This is a genomic window from Acinetobacter sp. CWB-G5, from assembly GCF_019209785.1.
Classification (GTDB): domain Bacteria; phylum Pseudomonadota; class Gammaproteobacteria; order Pseudomonadales; family Moraxellaceae; genus Acinetobacter; species Acinetobacter johnsonii.
The window spans coordinates 570,094-585,295 of sequence record NZ_JAHUTF010000001.1 but is presented as its reverse complement, the minus strand read 5'-3'; the positions used below and the strand labels follow the sequence as shown (position 1 = coordinate 585,295).

Annotated in this window: 14 protein-coding genes; 6 read left to right on the top strand and 8 right to left on the bottom strand. The window is 42.4% G+C overall.

Annotation, left to right across the window (positions count from 1 at the left end; all coding sequences use genetic code 11):
* Positions 1-40: 40 nt before the first annotated feature.
* Positions 41-1,042, bottom strand: coding sequence for a hypothetical protein (locus tag KVY11_RS02850; RefSeq protein ID WP_218288035.1), 1,002 nt, complete (start codon positions 1,040-1,042; stop codon positions 41-43).
* Between the two features lie 15 nt (positions 1,043-1,057).
* Complete coding sequence (locus KVY11_RS02845; protein ID WP_126035829.1) at positions 1,058-2,089, bottom strand: alpha/beta fold hydrolase; 1,032 nt, start codon at positions 2,087-2,089, stop codon at positions 1,058-1,060.
* Between the two features lie 310 nt (positions 2,090-2,399).
* On the opposite strand from KVY11_RS02845, the gene KVY11_RS02840 reads away from it, so the two are divergent.
* A complete protein-coding gene (locus KVY11_RS02840; RefSeq protein WP_004694391.1) occupies positions 2,400-3,014 on the top strand; it encodes a carbonic anhydrase in 615 nt (204 codons plus the stop codon).
* 30 nt (positions 3,015-3,044) lie between these two features.
* Here the strand turns inward: KVY11_RS02840 and KVY11_RS02835 are convergent, their stop codons facing one another.
* Positions 3,045-3,686, bottom strand: coding sequence for an arylesterase (locus KVY11_RS02835; protein WP_218288034.1), 642 nt, complete (start codon positions 3,684-3,686; stop codon positions 3,045-3,047).
* A gap of 11 nt (positions 3,687-3,697) precedes the next feature.
* On the opposite strand from KVY11_RS02835, the gene KVY11_RS02830 reads away from it, so the two are divergent.
* Complete coding sequence (locus tag KVY11_RS02830) at positions 3,698-4,426, top strand: ABC transporter ATP-binding protein (RefSeq protein WP_218288033.1); 729 nt, start codon at positions 3,698-3,700, stop codon at positions 4,424-4,426.
* A 1-nt stretch (position 4,427) separates the two neighbouring features.
* Positions 4,428-6,917: an ABC transporter permease gene (locus KVY11_RS02825; protein ID WP_218288032.1), complete on the top strand. Its 2,490-nt coding sequence runs from the start codon at positions 4,428-4,430 to the stop codon at positions 6,915-6,917.
* Positions 6,918-6,947: 30 nt separating this feature from the next.
* On the opposite strand, the gene KVY11_RS02820 is transcribed toward KVY11_RS02825, so the two are convergent.
* Positions 6,948-7,763: a rhomboid family intramembrane serine protease gene (locus KVY11_RS02820; RefSeq protein ID WP_218288031.1), complete on the bottom strand. Its 816-nt coding sequence runs from the start codon at positions 7,761-7,763 to the stop codon at positions 6,948-6,950.
* A gap of 77 nt (positions 7,764-7,840) precedes the next feature.
* Here KVY11_RS02820 and mtgA point away from each other — a divergent pair, with 77 nt between their 5' ends.
* Together mtgA and ppk1 are read left to right on the top strand one after the other, a co-directional pair.
* Positions 7,841-8,515, top strand: a complete 675-nt coding sequence (gene mtgA / locus KVY11_RS02815) for a monofunctional biosynthetic peptidoglycan transglycosylase (protein ID WP_004694386.1) — start codon at positions 7,841-7,843, stop codon at positions 8,513-8,515.
* A 110-nt stretch (positions 8,516-8,625) separates the two neighbouring features.
* Positions 8,626-10,710 (top strand): polyphosphate kinase 1, encoded by a 2,085-nt coding sequence (gene ppk1, locus KVY11_RS02810; RefSeq protein WP_125274041.1) that lies wholly within the window; start codon positions 8,626-8,628, stop codon positions 10,708-10,710.
* Between the two features lie 88 nt (positions 10,711-10,798).
* Here ppk1 and oxyR read toward each other — a convergent pair whose 3' ends face one another.
* The 4 genes from oxyR to rubA form a co-directional block, all read right to left on the bottom strand.
* Positions 10,799-11,701, bottom strand: coding sequence for a LysR family transcriptional regulator OxyR (gene oxyR / locus KVY11_RS02805; RefSeq protein WP_004981021.1), 903 nt, complete (start codon positions 11,699-11,701; stop codon positions 10,799-10,801).
* Between the two features lie 13 nt (positions 11,702-11,714).
* Complete coding sequence (locus KVY11_RS02800; protein ID WP_004694383.1) at positions 11,715-12,653, bottom strand: alpha/beta fold hydrolase; 939 nt, start codon at positions 12,651-12,653, stop codon at positions 11,715-11,717.
* 57 nt (positions 12,654-12,710) lie between these two features.
* On the bottom strand, positions 12,711-13,889 hold the full coding sequence (locus tag KVY11_RS02795) for an NAD(P)/FAD-dependent oxidoreductase (RefSeq protein WP_218288030.1): 1,179 nt from the start codon (positions 13,887-13,889) through the stop codon (positions 12,711-12,713).
* Between the two features lie 68 nt (positions 13,890-13,957).
* Positions 13,958-14,122 (bottom strand): rubredoxin RubA, encoded by a 165-nt coding sequence (gene rubA / locus KVY11_RS02790; protein WP_004694381.1) that lies wholly within the window; start codon positions 14,120-14,122, stop codon positions 13,958-13,960.
* A gap of 511 nt (positions 14,123-14,633) precedes the next feature.
* On the opposite strand from rubA, the gene KVY11_RS02785 reads away from it, so the two are divergent.
* Entirely contained in the window at positions 14,634-15,176 is a 543-nt protein-coding gene (locus KVY11_RS02785; RefSeq protein ID WP_184118625.1) for an adenine phosphoribosyltransferase, read from the top strand.
* Positions 15,177-15,202 lie beyond the last annotated feature (26 nt).

Below are 15,202 nucleotides of genomic sequence, written 5' to 3'. Positions count from 1 at the left end.
ATAAGAATTAAAGACCCGTTTACTCAACGGGTCTTTTTATTTAGGGGATTAAAATACTCTGTGCTTGGTCAGAATAATAAAACTGTTCTAAATAATAGCGCGCTCGATCACGTAAGTAATCAGAACGAATGAGTTCTTGAATAATAGGGTTCAACAAATCTTGAAGTTGATTTTGGACTAAGGCTTCGTCGATATTTAAGTCGCGTAGTAGTAAATCAAAAGGCTGTTCTTGGTTGCGAATGTACCAAGCGTAAACACCATCATGCACCTGTTGCTGCAGATAGTCTGTTTGACGCATATGCTCCCAAATTTCGTGCCCCATAGCGACAGTTTGAAGCAAGTCCTGCACTTCAATATAATTTTTCAAAACTGATAAAGGCATATCTTTGATTTTGTGCCAGAGGTTGGCTTGAAAGTGATATAGCTTTTCATCATTAAAGTTTTGATTTAACACCTGTTCGCTCATTTGACTGAGTTTTAAGATGTTCTTTTGCAAATAATGCCCAATAGTGTCATTTAGGTTTGAGTCAGTGACGGTTTCAAGTACCGACTTGCCCATTTTCATAAAACTAGAAACACCCGGCACACGTTTAGTCATCACAGAGTTGTTCAAATAGTCTTGAATCGAGTGTTGAATCAGCTGGGTAATCATGGCTGAAAAAGCTGGGTTATTTACCACGGTTTTAATCAGGCGTTGACGGTGCCCACTTTTACTCGCGACATACTGCGCAATTTTATCGATGGTGAGTACAGGAATCACATCGGCAATTTTGGTTGATTCATTGATGGGGTGAATCAAAGCAAACTTAATGTGCTCAGCAATTTGTGAGATTAGATGATCGGTTGCAGGTGTGGCTAGGATTTGTTTTTGCAACAACGCATTGATGTCTTCAAAGCTCCACAGTTGCTGCAAAGTTTGTTTTCTAAACCATTGATAAAAGAGGGTGAATTCATTTTGTACGGTACTTGCTTGCGAAAACTCATGATCTAAAAAATTAAGATGAGCTTCAATGAGCTGCTCAATCATCGGGTGTTTCTGCATACGTACTCAACAAAATTAATTTAGTGGAATCAGTTTATCAGCCAATGGATTTTTTAACTTTTGTGTTTTTGCAAGAAAAGGCAGGTAGTGCTGTGCAACTGCTTGTTCTGCCTCCAAAAGTGGCATATGACCAACATTGTTAAGGATGACAGGAGCTTCAGCACGTTTCAATAAAGATTTGAGCTCATTCGCCACTTCGACATTAATAATTTTGTCCTGCTTACCCCATAAAATGAGGGTGGGTGCTTCAATGTTACGGGTCACTCGGGCAAAGGAGTCAGTGGTATAAATTCGGTTCAAGGTCACCAATTGATCAATCACTTTACTGTTTTTTTCAGCCTGAGTAATTAACTGTTTTTCTTGGGCGCGTTTTAAATAATAGGGCATTTTGATTGGGGTTTGCATAACACGTTGCATTACATCATCCAAATCGCCCGGCTTGCTCACAATCAAGTGCTTTAAATATTGAGGGTCTTTAGCATAGTTGGTGTTGGCGTTTTTATAAATGCCTGCACTGTTTAATAGAAACAAACTTTGCGTGTCAAAAGGATATTGCGCGGCATATAGGGTTGCAATAGAACCACCGATGGAATGTCCAGCAACATTCAGCTTATCTTGTATATGAATGGCTTCAACAAAACGTCGGAGTCGCTCTGTGACATTTGGCATAGAGAGATCAAAATCATCAGGGACTTTGGTGTCGCCATTGGTCGGAAGGTCAGGGATGACCACGTGGTAATACGGCGTTAGAAACTGTGCCACACGGTTCCAATTGTCCCGATTTCCAGCAAAACCATGAATCAACAAAATCGTTGGTTTATCAACTGCACCACCTTCGTTATAGCTCCAAACGATATCATCCACTTTAAGTGTTTTAGTTTTTAAGCCGGCGGTGACGCGTTCTTGTAGAAGGTAGCTTTGTAAACTGAGTTTGTCTTTGATGATGGTATTTTCGACCGCATGGCTGGCGAAAGAAAATGACAAAGCTAAGGCGAATAGACTGGCCTTTAGACTTTGTTTCAAGACGGATTTTGAGCGCATCATCATGGTTCATCCTTAAACGGAGATGAATGAAAAAACTGACCGAATAAGATAAAAATGCTCTGATTTTGAATAGTTTTTATGTTTATTTACAGGTCTGTTTGATTCTAATCGCTTTCATGCAAATGTCATTAATTATTTATTTGAAAGGATATACTGCATTTGGATAAAGTGTGAACTGTGTAACGATTTGTTTGAGATAAAATGCAAATTTAAAATTAAGCAAAAAAAGAAGCCGCTATGTTTTTTGCAAGTGACAATCAATTTCGCTGGGATTAAACTAGTCCAACTTAATAACACTCGGGTGGGAAAGGGAATGCTAACAGCTCAAGAAGCTTTAAGCCGTCTAAAACAAGGTAACCAACGTTTTGTAGCGGGTGAGACAACCCACCATAAGCAATTGTCTCACCAAGAACGAGCAGAGATGGCGGAAGACCAAAACCCATTTGCGATTGTACTCGGATGTTCTGATTCCCGTGTACCTGCAGAAATGGTATTTGACCAAGGCTTGGGTGATCTGTTTGTCATTCGTGTTGCAGGAAATGTGGTTGCACCTTCGCAAGTTGGCAGTGTTGAATTTGCGGCTGAGCGTTATGACTGCGCGGTAGTTGTGGTACTTGGCCATAGTCACTGTGGTGCGATTCAAGCCACCATTGACACCTTGATGAACCCAGATAGTCCACCGTCTGCAAACTTGATGTCGATTGTAAACCGTGTCCGTCCTTCAGTTGAAACCTTGATGCAAACCGAACTGAAACATGACTTATGCAAACTGTCTAAACACGCGGTGCGTTCAAATGTATTTGCCTCTGTAAATCAGTTACGTCATGGCTCAGCTGTGCTTGAAAGTTTAATTGCCAAAGGCAAGTTACAAGTGGTTGGTGCTGAGTACTCACTTGAAAGTGGTGAAGTGGTTTTTTTTGACTTCTGATCAGCGGATATGATCAGAATAAAAGGCGCTTTATAAAGCGCCTTTTATATAGGGATAAGCTAAATTTAATAAAATAGGCTGTGCCTTGCCATTTGGATGAACCAAATCTTTTTGCATCAAGCTGTTATTTCCCGCTATACCTTCTAAAAAGAAGGGCAGTAATTTCACTTTGAACTGTTGACTGACCACTTTGTAATTATTTTCAAATGCCTTGCTATAGGCTGTGCCATAGTTTGGTGGCATTTTCATTCCTAAGACAACCACAGTGGCATTGGTTTTTTGACTCTGTTGAATCAGTTGCGCTAAATTTTTTTGAATCATTTGAGGGGGGAGACCCCGCAGTCCATCATTCCCGCCAAGCTCAATCACCACCACATTTGGCTTATGCGTTTGCAATAGTTTGGGTAAACGAGCCAAAGCGCCACTGGTGGTTTCACCACTCACACTGGCATTGACCACTTTGTGTTGTTTCGGATACTGTTGGTCTAACCGTTTTTGCAGTAAATTTACCCATGCTTGCTGTGGTTCTATGCCATAACCTGCACTAATGCTATCGCCTAAAACCATCACGGTTTTTGCAAAAACCCAAGTGGGGCTTAGGCACAGTGCAAGCAAAACCAAGTATGAATTGATACGTTTTTTAAATTTGCGATTTTGCACGAATATTTGCATATAGGGATGTTATGACCCAAGTTCATAGTGATGTAGGCATCATGCCACAAGTGATTATTTCTGCCCAGCAACTGACACAAAAGATTAAACTTCCGCCAAAAGAACTGACTATTTTCTCAGATTTGAGTCTGAGCATCGCAGCAGGGGAGCAAGTCGCAATTACAGGACGTTCAGGTTCAGGAAAGTCTACCTTACTAGGTATTTTGGCGACTTTAGATCAGGCTAGCGGTGGTGAGCTAATCGTTTGTGGTGAAAGTATTTCCAAGCTCAATGAAGAACAGCGTGCACAGGTGCGTTTAAAGCATATTGGCTTTGTGTTTCAGTCCTTTCAACTGCTGCCACACCTGACTGCTGTTGAAAATGTGATGCTGCCGTTACGCCTTCATGCATCATTTAACTTTGTAGAAGCTGAACGTCGTGCTTTGAGTTTATTGCAAAAAGTTGGATTAGAGCGACAGGCCACCCAAACACCGAAGGTACTTTCGGGTGGGGAGCAGCAGCGCGTTGCAATTGCCCGTGCGCTGATTGCTGAGCCAAAAATTATCTTTGCCGATGAACCGACAGGAAACTTAGACAGTCAAACTGCGCGAGAAATTGAGCAACTATTGTTTCAGTTGAACCGTGAGTTGGGTACGACCCTCATTTTAGTGACGCATGACCATACGCTTGCAGAACAGTGCCAGCGCCATTTTGAATTACTCGATGGTCAGTTGATCGAACATCCTCGAACAGGAGGATGAAATGAATTCTCTATTTCAGCCCTTACTGAAGCAAAGTTTTAAAAGTAGTGGTGTGTATTTATTGATTATTGCGTTGATTCTCGCGATCAGTGCAACGACCGCGCTGAAGTTTAGTAATGAACAAATTCAAAATGCCGTAGCGCTGCAAGCCGCCGAGATGCTAGCAGGGGATTTGGTTTTAACGGACAGTCAAAAGCTCGATCCGAAATGGAAAGCGCAAGCGAAAGCTCTCGATTTAAAACAATCCGAAGTCACTGTCTTTAGTTCGATGGCATATACCAATGATCAGTTTGTTATGGTCAATGTGAAAGCCATCGACCAAGCTTTTCCTCTGCGCGGAGAGTTACGCATTCAGCCTGCGGCGAAGCATATTGCTTCGGGTGAAGTGTGGTTGAGCCAGCGTGCTATGGATTTGCTACAGGTTAAACTGGGCGATGAACTGAATATTGCAGATGGTACTTTCAAGGTGACAGGCTTGATTGAGCATGACTCCAATCAAGAGTTAGGTTTTTCTGGGTTCTCACCGACGGTGATTATTTCTGAAGCGGATATTGCCAAGACTAATGCCATACAAGTCGGTAGTCGTATTGACTATCGTCTATTGATGGCAGGTACAGCACAAAATACTCAGCAGTTTGAAGCAAATTTTAAGAAGCAAAATGTATCTTCTGAAGATGCCAGTGCGGCAGCTCAAAGTCCTAATGCGGAAGAACCACAAAACAGCTTACGCTTACGTAATGCCAGTGAGGGTAATACCCGCTTAATGAAACCAATTGCAAATTTGGACACTTTTTTGCAGTTGGCGAATATTTTAACGATTTTGCTGTGTGGAATTGCGATTGCTTTGACCAGTCAGCGCTTTGTACAACAAAATCAAGATCACATTGCGCTATTGCGTTGTATGGGGGCGGCGAAGTCACAAATTCTCTGGGCTTATCTCAGCTTGTTGGGTGTGGTGTTCTTGCTTGCGATGCTGGTCGGGAGTGTCGTGGGGGTAGGGCTGGGTTATGGCCTGTTACAGTTGATGTTACAACTGATTCCACACTTAAGTATTGCGTTTTCAGCTTGGGATATGCTGCTCGGGCCGATTCCGATTGCCATGTTGACCAGTGCCGTAGTGCTTCTGGGTTTTGTCTTACCGAGTTTTTGGGAGCTTTTGAATACTCCTCCGATCCGTGTCATTCGCAGCCAAGAAAAATCGGTTTCGTCGATGTTTTGGATGTTGCTCGCAGGAACGGCTAGTCTGGTGCTGTTTAGTATCGTTCTGACTGAAAACATGGTACTGACAGCCATGGTGATTGGTGCAATTATCCTTCTATGTGGAGTGTTATACAGTGTAGTTTGGCTGAGTTTGAAGTTTATCCGTGGCTTAAAAAATGCGGTTTCTGCCTATGTCCGAACACCTTATCAAACAGCGTTTCAGATTACTGCTTTGGCTTTGGGACTTAGTTTAATTACGGTCTTAGCCGTGTTACGAACCGATTTGTTAGAGCGTTGGCAGCAACAAATTCCTGCGGGAACCCCGAATCAGTTTGTCTATGGTTTACCGCCCTTTGACATGCTTGAGTTAAAAGCACAAATTGAGCAGAATCACTGGAACAGTACACCGCTCTATCCCAATATTCGGGGCAGGCTGATTGCCAAAAATGGACAGCCTTTTGCTGAGGATTTGGTGAAGCAAAATAATTCCTTACGCCGCGAGTTAAATTTAACCCAAGCAGACAGTTATCCTAAAGATAATGTAATTGTCTCTGGAGCATCAAAACTCACAGCAAAAGGACAAGTTTCGGTAGAAGCCAATACCGCAACAGAGCTTGGGATAAAAGTGGGGGATCAACTGACCTTTAGCTTACCAGAGGGTGTCATTCACGCCAAAGTGGCAAACTTACGAACTGTAGAATGGGAAAGTTTTAGCCCAAACTTCTTCTTTATTTTTGCGCCACAGACCATGGATGAAAATGCGGGCAGTTATTTGGGCAGTTTTTATGTACCAGAGTCTGACAAAGCGAAATTGGTCAGCATTATTCAGCAATTTTCCAACACCGTCTTTATTGATGTCAGTTTAATTTTAGACGAAATTAAGCGCATTGTTACGGTGTTGGTGCAGATTGTCACGATCCTTGCAGTTTTAGTGAGTATTTCAGGTATTCTGGTTTTAATTGCGTGCCTGAACTTACTTATGGATGAGCGTAAACGAGAAGTGGCGCTATTACGTTCATTTGGTGGTTCCAAGCAAAAACTCAGAAGCATGCTCAGTCTAGAAATTGGCTTTATTGGTTTTATGGCAGGTGTGGTTTCTTGTTTATTTGCTGAAGCAATAAGTGCGGTAGCATGTTATCGCATGGGCTTAGCCATTCAACCACACTGGGAAATCTGGCTCATTTTACCATTGTTCATGACCTTACTCTGCGCGCTGATTGGGCGTTATCGCTTAAGTTATCTCAGTGATATTCCACCTTTACAAAGTTTGAGAGAGATCAATCAATCGTGATTGATCTCTTAATACGTTAAGTGTTGAATCTTAGAAATTGAGCTGTTGACGCATCATCATTAACACTTCTGACCATAAGGGTTGAATATAGACCACAAGGTTTTGGCAGTGTAAGTAAAACCAATACGAACCGCAGGCTGCCAAAACAAGGCTCAGCGGCATAATCCAACGCTGCTGCGTTTTTTGTGAGAGATACCAAAGTGCCGCCAAAACAGCACCCATCAACATGCCGCCAATATGTGCGGCATTATTAATCCCTGAAATCATAAAGCCCATGGCTAAGTTGATACCCATCACGATGAGCAAAGTCTTTTTATCTAAAATAAAACGTTGCTGTGGGAGCATCGGCAGTAGCGATAGAACCGTCAGTGCTGCCCCCAGTCCCATGACGGCACCTGAAGCCCCTGCACCGACACGCGGCAAGAGTTCAGGATTTGCTAACCCAATACGAATCAGTTCATAACTGTCTTGAATGGCAATATAACCACTGAGCAAGCTACCCATGAGACCCGCAAGAACATATAGCGCAAGAAAATAGACACGTCCAAACATTTGCTCCAGCACACTGCCAAAAATATACAGCGCCCACATGTTCAACATGAGGTGAACCAAGCCAAAATGAAAGAACATACTGCTCAATAAACGCATCGGTTCAGCCAAGAAGGTAAGTGGTGCATAGTCTGCTCCCCAGCGTATGGCATCGGCTGTACTTGGATTGCTGACATCCATGCCATGCAGGACTTGCCAAAAAAACAGCCCAACATTCACAGCAATAATGACAGCGGTAATCCACCATAAATGTATGTCGAATTTTGTTTTGATTTGCGGAGGTGTAAGCTCGGTCATGCTATTCTTGCTAAAATTTTGCTATATTTGCCCAAGCTTAGCATGAATAAAAATGATTTTTGGAGTAAGCCACTGGCATGAAAGCTTTTATTGTTCGTAGTTTGTTAGTCGTTGTCAGCTTCGTGCTTTTGGTACAGTTGTGGATTTTTGCAAGCCTAGCGTGGTGGCGTTACAAGCCAGTGGAAACCACCATGTTTATGCGGATTGATTATTGGTCTGAGCCATCTAAACCCATTCAACACGAATGGCGTGATTATGACGAGATCAGTGAGTACATGAAAAAAGCCATTGTTGCGGCTGAAGACGGCAAATTTATGCAACATCATGGTTTTGACTGGGATGGGATTCAAGCGGCGCTTGAGCGTAATAATGACACGGGCAAAGTGGTTGCGGGCGGTTCAACAATTTCTCAGCAATTGGCCAAAAACTTATTTTTATATAACAAGCGTTCATTCATTCGTAAAGGTCAAGAAGCTGTTGCAACTTGGATGATGGAACGGATGTGGAGTAAAGAACGCATCTTAGAGGTATATCTGAACTCGGTGGAGTTTGGCGATAATATCTATGGCGTGGAAGCTGCGACCCAACACTACTTTGGTAAAAGTTCACGTAGCTTAAGCCGAGAGCAGGCGGTCTTTTTAGCGGCCATTTTACCCAATCCGAAATACTACCAAGACCATCAAAATGACCGTAAGTTGCAAAACCGTGAGCGCATGATTCGAAAGTATATGCGCTATAGCGATATCCCTTAATTTGATTGATGTGAAAAAGCCCAAATTTATGGGCTTTTTTTTATGAAATTGTCACAAAATTGAAGCATACTTATCATGATAAAACGCATTCAAATAATCAAAGGTTAGCTATGAATACGGCAGCAAGCACATCTCCGATACTACAACCTGAATACGCGTATAACGATCGCTATATTAACCGTGAGTTATCGATATTAGATTTCCATTTACGTGTATTGGAACAAGCCGTAGATCCTTTACATCCGCTGTTAGAACGGATGAATTTCTTACTGATTTTTTCACGTAACTTAGATGAGTTCTTTGAAATTCGTGTTGCGGGCGTCATGGAACAGTTGGATCTGGGCAATGAAAGCCGTAGCCCCGATGGCTTAACTCCACGCCAAGTCCTCGATCAAATTTCGCAAACTGCACATGCTGCAATTGAACGTCAGTATCGTATTCTCAATGATGAAATTCTACCGAAATTGCGTGAGGAAGACATTTGCTTCTTACGCCGTGGGGAACTGACGCCTGCACAGTCTTCATGGGTGAAGAAATATTTCCAAGAACAGGTCGCACCTGTCTTAACACCGATTAGCCTTGACCCTGCGCATCCATTTCCGCGTTTGGTGAATAAAAGTCTCAACTTTATCGTGACTTTGGAAGGGAAAGACGCATTTGGTCGTCAGATTGATTTGGCCGTTGTGCCTGCACCACGTTCATTGCCACGTGTGGTTCGTCTACCTGATGAACTCACAGGTGGAAAAGAACATCATGTGATGCTTTCAGCGATTATCCATGAGCATGTTTCTGACTTGTTCCCAGGTATGACTGCGACTGGTTGTTATCAGTTCCGTGTCACACGGAATGCCGATTTGGCGCTCAATGAAGATGTGGAAGACTTAGCCAAAGCACTGAAAGGTGAGTTAAGTTCACGTCGTTTTGGGCGAGCAGTACGTTTGGAAGTCACACAAAACTGTCCAGAACATATTTATAATTACTTGCTAGATGAATTTGATCTGCATCAGGAGCAGTTGTATAAAGTCGAAGGACCGGTGAACTTGGCACGTTTATTGTCCAATTTTAAACGTCCACATCTACGTTATGACGCGCATATTCCTGTTATTCCGAAAGTGTTGAAAAAGTCGGAAAGCATGTTCTCTGCAATGCAGAAACAGGATATTTTACTACATCATCCGTTTGAGTCTTTCGCACCTGTGATTAACTTATTGCGTGAAGCGGCACGTGACCCACAAGTGTTGGCGATTAAACAAACCCTATACCGTAGTGGTGCAGACTCTGAAATTGTACAAGTCTTAGCAGAAGCGGCGCGTAATGGTAAAGAAGTTACCGCGGTGATTGAGCTGCGTGCGCGTTTTGATGAAGAGTCAAATATCGAAGTGGCAAATGTGCTGCAAGAAGCGGGTGCTGTGGTTGTTTACGGCATTGTGGGCTATAAAACTCATGCCAAAATGATTCTTGTGGTACGCCGTGAAAATAATAAACTCGTTCGTTATGTGCACTTGGGAACGGGTAACTACCATGCGGGTAATGCACGTATTTATACCGACTATGGTTTGCTCACGACCGATAAAGAGTTGTGTGAAGATGTACACCGTATTTTCCAAGAATTGACAGGTATGGGGAAAATGGCGAAGCTGAAAAAGCTACTTCATGCGCCGTTTACGCTCCATGCACAACTGATCAACTTTATTGATGATGAAATTGCCAATGCGAAAGCGGGTAAGAAAGCGCAGATTATTGTGAAAGTGAATGCACTAACTGAAGTGCAACTGATCAACAAGCTGTATGAGGCATCGCAGGCGGGTGTACAAATTGATCTCATTATTCGTTCAATTTGTTGTCTACGCCCAGGCTTGCCAGGGCTTTCGGAAAACATTCGTGTACGTTCGATCGTGGGGCGTTTCTTAGAACATACGCGTGTTTTCTATTTTAGTAATAATGGCGATGCGCGTATTTATGGTTCGAGTGCCGATTGGATGGATCGGAATCTATTTAATCGTGTTGAGGCCTGTTTCCCAATTGAAGATCCAGCTTTGAAAAAACGTATTTATCAGCAAGGTTTGTTGACTTATTTGCAGGATAATCAACAAGCTTGGTTACTACAGGGTGATGGAACTTGGCTTCGTGCGACGCCAGCTGAAGGCGAAACCGAGCATAATGCACAGCGTTATTTGCTAGATGTGATTAAATAACTTTAGAGGGGTGCTTTGGTCTAAAAAAGATTCAGGCACAAAAAAAAAGGAGTCATGTTTGACTCCTTTTTTATGCACTAAAATAAGCTTAGTGCAGATCTTGAGTAATTTTTTGCAGGATTTGTAATAGAACATCAAATTCGCTTTGTAGCGGGGTGCTTTTACGTGTCACCAAAGCCAAGATACGGCTTGGAGCAGCTTCAATTTGTTTGACCATCAAATCTGGATTCGCTTTAATCATATTGGTATGAATTGCAATTTCAGGTAATAAGGTAAAACCAAGATCAGCCGATACCATTTCTACAAGGGTCGGTAAAGAACTCGCTTTTAAACGATGGTCATTCTTACGTTCACCAATAGGGCAGGCACTTAGAGTATGGTCACGTAAGCAGTGGCCTTCTTCAAGCAACATTAAACGCGAAAGGTCTAAGTCATCTAGCGATTTGGCTTGGCTTGCGATATCTGATTTATTACAGACCAAAAACAAACTTTCTTTTGCGACTTCAGCAACTTTTAAGCCACGTGTATCAAAAGGTAGAGCCAAAACGACCATGTCTAAATTACCATGTTCGAGTTTTTCTACAATTTTCTCACTTTGCGCTTCGTGTAAATGTAGTTGAATTTTAGGGAGTTGCTTATGCACTTCATCTAACAATTGAGCCAAAATAAATGGCGCAATGGTTGGAATAACACCTAGATGTAAATCACCAGTTAAAGGCTCGCTCATTTCTCGGCTTAAACGCATCAGGTCTTGAGCATCTGCCAGTAGAACACGAGCACGAGCAACGACTTGCTCGCCTAGAGGAGTTAAGCGCACATTTTGGCGATCACGCTCTACAAGTACGCCACCGAGTAGGCGTTCAAGCTCCATAATCCCGCCCGATAAAGTCGATTGGGTTACAAATGAACGGCGTGCAGCTTCAGTAAAATGCAGCGTTTCTGACAGTGTAACGAGATATGACAGCTGTCTTAAGGATGGTAATGCAGCCATAGTGTCCTAATGATTATGATTTAAAGTGTTGTGCAAATAATTCGCTAAGATTTGGAATGAAGTGCGGTGGGATATCATGCCCCATTCCATCAATTAATTCAAATTTAGCGCCCATAATTGCCTTTGCAACGGCCTTTCCGTGACTAGGCGGGAGTAAACGGTCTCGCGAACCGTGTACCACAAGGGTCGGTTGTTGAATCTGTTTGTCCAGTTGCAATAAAGAACCTGTACATAATATTGCTAAAAACTGCTGAAGTACACCCGCAGGGTAATAACTTCGGCGATATAATTTGCGAGAAGTCTGAATTGACTCGATTGGATTGTGATAATCAGGCGAGCCAATGATCTTAAACACTTTCAAAGAGTGGCTTACAATTCCTTCTTCATCGGTCGATTCAGGTCGACCAATTAGACTAAAGAGTTGCTTTGGAAAAGGCGGCGGCAGTAAAGGTTGGTTGTTACTGGTGAACATTAGGCCGAGCTTTTTGACCTTCTGTGGATGACGCGCTGCTAGAATTTGCCCAATCATACCACCCATGGATGCACCAATCACATAACTTTCATCTAAACCTAAACGGTCTAAAAGCAGTGCCACATCGTCAGCCATGTCGTATAAGTCATAAGGTGCACCACGGTTATCTAAACCTAAAGCAAAACGCCCCATCAGTTTGAGGGTGTTTAAGCGTGGACCTTGATGTTTAATTTTTGAAGATAAACCAATATCGCGGTTATCAAAGCGAATGATACGAAATCCTTGATCAATCAGAGATTTACAGAAGAAATCAGGCCAAAATAAGAGCTGTGCTCCTAAGCCCATGATCAAAACAATGGTCGGATGATGGTCTTCTCCACCGATTTCGACATGGAGTTCAATACCATTGCCTAAGTCGACTTTGGTTTCGCGCATGAAAGAGGTATAGGGTGAAAGATTATATTGGAGTGCGCTATTCATTATTGTAATCCTCACATAAAGGACATCTATTGTTATAAATGTCCTTTTATTTAAACTCTAAACCTGTGCTGGAATCAAGTCTGGAACTAGTTTTGTTAATGCTAAACGTTGTTTCGCTGCGGTTGCACCGAGCAGTACGAATCCGCGAAGTGTACCTTGACTGTCTAGGGCTTTGGCAATCATGCCATCGTCTAATTCCTCAGTTTCCCAGTTCACCTCTGCATCGATTGGCGCAGGCAAAACAGTGAGCGGCGCAGCGGGTGTTTTAACTGCTACAGGCATAGCAGGGTAATGCACCGCAGTGGTGTCACCATTTAAGGTTTTGGCTAAAGCGCGTGCTTGCTGCATGATTGGCATGACATAAGGCAGCAAGAGTCCGTTCACTTCAGCACAATCTCCTACGGCGTAGATATGCGGTTGATTGGTCTCAAGTTGTGCATTGGTCAAAATGCCACGACTGGTTTGAATATCTGCTTCTTTTGCAAGGGAAATGCTTGGTTGTAGACCAATTGCAGATAAAACAACATCGGCAACTAAAGACTGACCGTTGGCCAAGGTCACAACATAGTCACCATTTTCAATTTTAGACACTTTTTCAACTGTGGTGCCAAGGACAAAATGAATACCCGTTGCCTCAAGGTTTTCTTTAAAGGCACTTGAAACATGCGCTGGCAATAAACGGCCCAAAGGCTGGTTTGCCAAGTCGATAACGGTGGCTTGATGGCCTGTATGTTGTAAATCATTGGCAAATTCACAGCCGATGAGACCAGCACCTAAAATGACTACGCGTTTGTCTGCACGCTTTTCAAGTTCTGCACGGAAGGCTTTATAGTCGTCTAGATTGTTTACAACTTGAATGTCATTGCTTCCATCGCCCGCAATGGCTAAGCGAATTGGGTTTGCACCTACCGCTAAAACCAATTGAGAGTAGGGCTGTGTAGATTCAGCGCCATCTTTAATAACGGTTAACTGCTGCTGTTCAGCATGAATCTCTTTCACCCAAGTATGCGTGGCAATTTGCATTTTCAGTTGTGTTGCCATTTTCTCTGCATCACCCAAAGCAATCTGTTCAGGCGCTTTGTTGGCAACAAAGGCATTGGACAATGTTGGTTTGGCATAATTAGTCGCATCATCTGCACATAGCATAAGCAGCTCTTGTTCAGGGTTCAGCTTGCGAAATTCACGTGCTACAGCATAGCCTGCCATACCTGAGCCAATGATGACGATGGGATGCATAAGGTTCTCCAGAGATTATTTTAAAGATGTAAAAAAAGACCATGCTGCATGGTCTTTAACACTATGAATTAGATTTCAACCATTTCAAAATCGATTTTTGACACGCCACAATCTGGGCAAGTCCAATCGTCAGGGATATCGTCCCATTTTGTTCCCGCTACGATGCCATCTTGTGGCCAACCTTCTGCTTCGTCATAAATCCATCCACAAACGATGCATTGATACTTCTTCATTTGACTCTCCAAAACGCTGAACAAGAAAGGGTTCAGCAAAATAATCCATTACGCAAGCTGCTACTCATCTGAGTGGTTAGCATACTTCGCTAATCTAAATTTTTACGCAGTTCTAATACGAATGTAAAGTAAATATCGGAGTTTAATGATTGAATCTATCTGCTAAAAGCGATGATCAGGACAAAACGTATCATTTAAAACCAGATCGTATTTTGCAAAAGTATGAAAGATATAGATGATTGCAAGTCAAAAAGATTTTTTTCAATCGGCTAGTCTTTTAAAATCCTTAAACTATAGACTATGGTAGTGATGCAAATGTGGAATTGAATTGCTATTTTAATATTGAGTACATCTATACCTAATATTTATTAAATAAATGATTTAATTGAAAACAATAACTTACATAAAAATTTGGATTGTTCAGTCGGCTGCATAGCCAGTGCTTGACTGTTTTTTTAACAGATAAAGCTGTAAAATTCATCTATTCCTTTTCAAATTTTATTGATCTCCTATGAACAACTTGTCTACAACGTTGTGGTCGCACATTCGTACGGTCCAAGATTTTCCAAAACCTGGGATTTGCTTCTTCGATTTAACACCATTGTTTATGAGCAATATTGAGCCTTTAACCGACGCGTTAATTGCAAGTATTCCTGCTGAGCAGTTGGCGGAAGTAGATAGTTTTGTTGCTGTAGAAGCGCGTGGTTTTGTGCTTGCGAGCTTATTGGCACAACGTTTAGGTAAAGGTTTATTGTTGGTACGTAAAGCAGGCAAGCTGCCACCACCGGTGGTAGGTGTGGGTTATAGTTTGGAATATGGTTTAGACCGTTTAGAAATGGCTGCCAATACTCCATCGCAAAAAGTGATTATTGTGGATGATGTTTTAGCGACAGGCGGTACATTAAAAGCCGTTAAACAGTTGGTGGCAAAATGTAATCATGAAGTGCTCGGTGCTAGTATTTTTCTTGATTTGCCTGATTTGCATACTGACTTAGGTTTGAAGATTTGGTCAGTATTAGATGACAAATCAAAACCAGAATCTGTTGCGGCATAAGCAGATTAAAAAGCCTTGGGACATCC